We start from the raw sequence: 3,667 nt of genomic DNA on the forward strand, positions 1-3,667 counted from the left end.
GATATCCCGGACAGCACCCAGAACCCCGGAAATATCACCCCGCCGCTTCTCCTTCCAGCCGGAAATATCACATTGGTTCCACATACGTACCTATACACCCGGAGATCCATTGAATCTTTCCAAATACAGACATTCCCAAAGAAATAGATACTCATTTATATAGTCCGAAGTTAAAAAGTGCCCATGGTGAAGAAATGAGTGATCTCCTGCTGAGCCTCTCCGCCTATATCGCCATCGGGGCTCTTGCTTTTGGCATAGGACTTATCGGAGGATACATCGCTCTCTCCAGGTATTATACGAAGAGATTTCTTATCGTCGGGAAGGAATGTTCAGATAAAGATTCTCTCATTCCCCTCCTTGATGAAATTGAACGAGAATCATAAGGTGTTCTATGGTTACCCTCAGCGGCTATAGTCTGATAGTCATCGTCTCGCTCTGTTTCGGACTGATCGTCAGTTTTCAGCTGGCCCATATCCAGTATATCAGGTACTTAATCAGGCTTGCAAAACGATCAATTCTAAGCGGAACTCTTGCTCCGGTCTTTTCCGAGCTTGAACAGCGTGGCGGCGAGATATAAGAGATCAGGGATGTATCAGGGGGCATAACCCCGCCTGTTATCTAACAGGAGCAACCAATACGTACCTGATGGAATGCACAGTGCTTGCAAGCGGGAGCAGTGGCAACTGCATCTACGTCAGCAACGGCACAAGCGCCCTCATCATCGATGCGGGCATCGCAAAACGTGATATCATCACCAGAATATCCGAATCGGGCGGAGACCCTGCAATTGTCGAGGGGATCCTCCTCACCCACGAACATACCGATCATGTCCGGAGTGCCAATGCCCTCGCCCGTGCTCTCTCCCTCCCCCTGATCGCAACCGGCGGGACACTTGCAGCATTCTCCTCTATCCGGCAGCAGATCAAAAAACCTCCACCCCATATCGCATGCCGGTATAATACCCCCCTGACAGTCGGGGCATTCGAAGTCACCCCTTTTGCCGTCTCCCACGATGCCACCGAACCATGCGGCTATTCCATACGATCAGATGACCTGACACTCTCGATCATGACCGATACCGGGACAGTCACCCCCCGGATGATGGAGCTTCTTGCAGAGAGCGACGGGATTGTCCTTGAATCCAACCACTGCCCGAAGATGCTTGATGAAGGGCCCTATCCTGAGTACCTGAAGCGTCGGATCAGGGGAAAGAAGGGGCATCTCTCAAACACAATGGCAGCAGAATGCCTCAGGGAACTGCATGGCTCAGTCTCCACCGTCATCCTCTCGCATCTGAGTGAAGTGAACAACTCCCCCATGGTTGCCTTCGCTTCATCACAGGAGGCGCTTGGCCTCGATATGACCTATACCGATCTCAGGGTAGCCTCGCCCGGAATCGACTGCTCCTGCCTCTCCCGGCCGATAAGGATTCATTGAGAAATTTTAAGTTTTAAAAACTGCTCAGATCGATTCTAGATCTTCCCGATAGAAGAGGGCTGGATACGGTGAATTGAGATGGTTGCACCGCTGATCACGCCGGAGTGATCCCGGAATGGCTCGACACTGATCCGCACCTGTATTTTCACACGATCACGCCTGAGAAGGACACAATCCAATTCCATTGGCTCCCTGGCACTACCTGCAACAACTGAATGGAGCTGTTTTGCGATTGCATCTTTGGAATGGCCTTCAAGCGAAAGAATTTCAGATAGCGGCTGGTTCTCGGCATCTTTCTGCGTCCACCCGATCATCTCTTCGGCCGCATAGTTGATCAGCCTGACATGGAGACCTGAATCAATGCTGATAAGCCCATCCGGCATCCGGGGTTGGCCGGGATAATTACCGGCAACTTCTGAGACGAACGCCTCTTCAACCCACTTCTTCTCTGCCATATCAATATAATGAAGGGTCTGTTCGAGCCGGGTATTCACTTTTCGAAGCTCCAGTGTCCGTTCGGCAACAAGTTCTTCGAGGTGTTCACGGTGTCGGCGGAGCTCCTCTTCAATCCGGACGCGATCGCTGATATCCCGGAATATCAGCACTGACCCTGTGAGATGTTCCTTCTCATCCATAATCGGAGTTGCAGTGTACTCAACAAACCGCCGGGAGCCATCCGGAGAGACGAGCACCATCAGCTGATCAGAGTGGATAGCTCTTTGATCCCGGAGTGCCTGCAGAACCGGATCTTCACCCTGGCTTCCGTTACCGCTCTCAATCCTGAAGACAGCGCCCAAAAGGGTTCCGATCGCCTCATCCTCGCTGACTCCGGTGAGCCTGGATGCAACCGGGTTCATCAACCTCACAACCCCCCCTGTATCTGTTGCGATGATCCCCTCACCCATGCTCTGCATTGTTGTCTTCAGCCACCGTTCGCTCGCCCGAAGCCTCCTCTCCATCGAGGATTTATACAGTGCTATCTCGATGGCAATTTGCAGATCGCGTTCCATGAACGGCTTGAGGATGTACCCGTACGGCTCGGTCACCTTTGCCCGTGAGATCGTTCCCTCTTCAGAATATGCCGTCAGGTACACAACAGGGATCTCCAGTTCCTCCCTGATGATCGCTGCTGCTTCGATCCCATCCATTGTACCTTTCAGGACGATATCCATCAGGACAATATCCGGAAGGTTCAGACGGATCGCTTCTATTGCTTCCTCTGCATAGCCGGATATCCCGACAACAGAATATCCCATCTTCAGAAGACGGGCCTTTAAATCCATTGCGACTATTGACTCATCCTCAACGATCCAAACACTGGTTTCTGCCATCTCTTCACTCCCTCTCTTTATATTGCAATGGATTGAAGACAATCCTAAACTCGGTTCCTTTACCTGTTTTCAACTCAAGCGTTCCATCCAGCTGTGTCACCAGGGAAGAGACAAGAAGGAGGCCGAGCGACTGGATCTTCTCGATCCTGATTCCTTTCGGCATACCGATGCCATCGTCCCTGATAGCAAGAGTATAGCTTCCATTTTCATTCGGGTGCATGGAGATCTGGATCGTCCCCTCACGCTCATCAGGGAATGCATGCCTGAATGCATTTGAAACCAGTTCATTGAGCAGAAGCCCGAGGGGCACCGAGGTATCCGGGTTCAAAACCACATCCTGGATATCAAACTGTACGGCCACGTTCTGTGCATTGGCGCCATATTCCCTCCGAAGACTCTGGGTGATCCGGGTTGTATATTCGGAAAAGTCGATCCGCCCGAGTTCCTTTGACCGGTAGAGATGTTCATAGACATAGGCAAGTGCCCTGACCCTGTTCTGGCTGTCAGTCATATAGCCGAGGATCTTCGGATCGCTCACAAACTGGGACTGGAGCTGGAGGAGGCTTGAGATCACCTGGAGATTGTTCTTTACCCGGTGATGGACCTCGCGGAGCAGCACCTCCTTCTCGGCAAGCGCCTCTTCCATCAGGAGGTTTGAAGAGACAGTATCTGAGACCTTTGATATGGAGAGCAGGATATATTCACGATAGTCAAGGTTGATTGCACGTGGCCTGATCAGGTATTCGGCACTTACCCCTGAGGCATCGCGGAGCATCTGGGTGAAACCGTCCCTCTCCTCAATAACCGCATTTCGTATCTTCTGTTCAAAGACCCCTCGTGACGTCTGGGTGGTAGCGCCGATCTGAAGAACCGCAGAGAGAGGGAGGGAGAGATCAAAG

General features: G+C 51.8%; 5 protein-coding genes. 3 read left to right on the forward strand and 2 right to left on the reverse strand.

What is annotated here, in order from left to right:
- Window positions 1-194: 194 nt before the first annotated feature.
- The 3 genes from QCH34_RS08760 (at window position 195) to QCH34_RS08770 (ending at window position 1,437) form a co-directional block, all read left to right on the forward strand.
- Window positions 195-383 carry a hypothetical protein gene (locus tag QCH34_RS08760; RefSeq protein ID WP_300332973.1) on the forward strand — a complete coding sequence of 63 codons (189 nt, stop codon included), beginning with the start codon at window positions 195-197 and terminating at the stop codon, window positions 381-383.
- Between the two features lie 8 nt (window positions 384-391).
- Window positions 392-577, forward strand: a complete 186-nt coding sequence (locus QCH34_RS08765; RefSeq protein ID WP_300332974.1) for a hypothetical protein — start codon at window positions 392-394, stop codon at window positions 575-577.
- A gap of 68 nt (window positions 578-645) precedes the next feature.
- Window positions 646-1,437 carry an MBL fold metallo-hydrolase gene (locus tag QCH34_RS08770; protein WP_300332975.1) on the forward strand — a complete coding sequence of 264 codons (792 nt, stop codon included), beginning with the start codon at window positions 646-648 and terminating at the stop codon, window positions 1,435-1,437.
- A gap of 35 nt (window positions 1,438-1,472) precedes the next feature.
- Here QCH34_RS08770 and QCH34_RS08775 read toward each other — a convergent pair whose 3' ends face one another.
- Complete coding sequence (locus QCH34_RS08775; protein ID WP_300332976.1) at window positions 1,473-2,768, reverse strand: PAS domain S-box protein; 1,296 nt, start codon at window positions 2,766-2,768, stop codon at window positions 1,473-1,475.
- A 4-nt stretch (window positions 2,769-2,772) separates the two neighbouring features.
- The coding region (locus QCH34_RS08780) for a sensor histidine kinase (RefSeq protein ID WP_300332977.1) at window positions 2,773-3,667 on the reverse strand (895 nt) is incomplete at its 5' end.

Origin of the sequence: Methanocalculus sp., assembly GCF_029762515.1 — an archaeon.
Lineage (GTDB): Archaea > Halobacteriota > Methanomicrobia > Methanomicrobiales > Methanocorpusculaceae > Methanocalculus.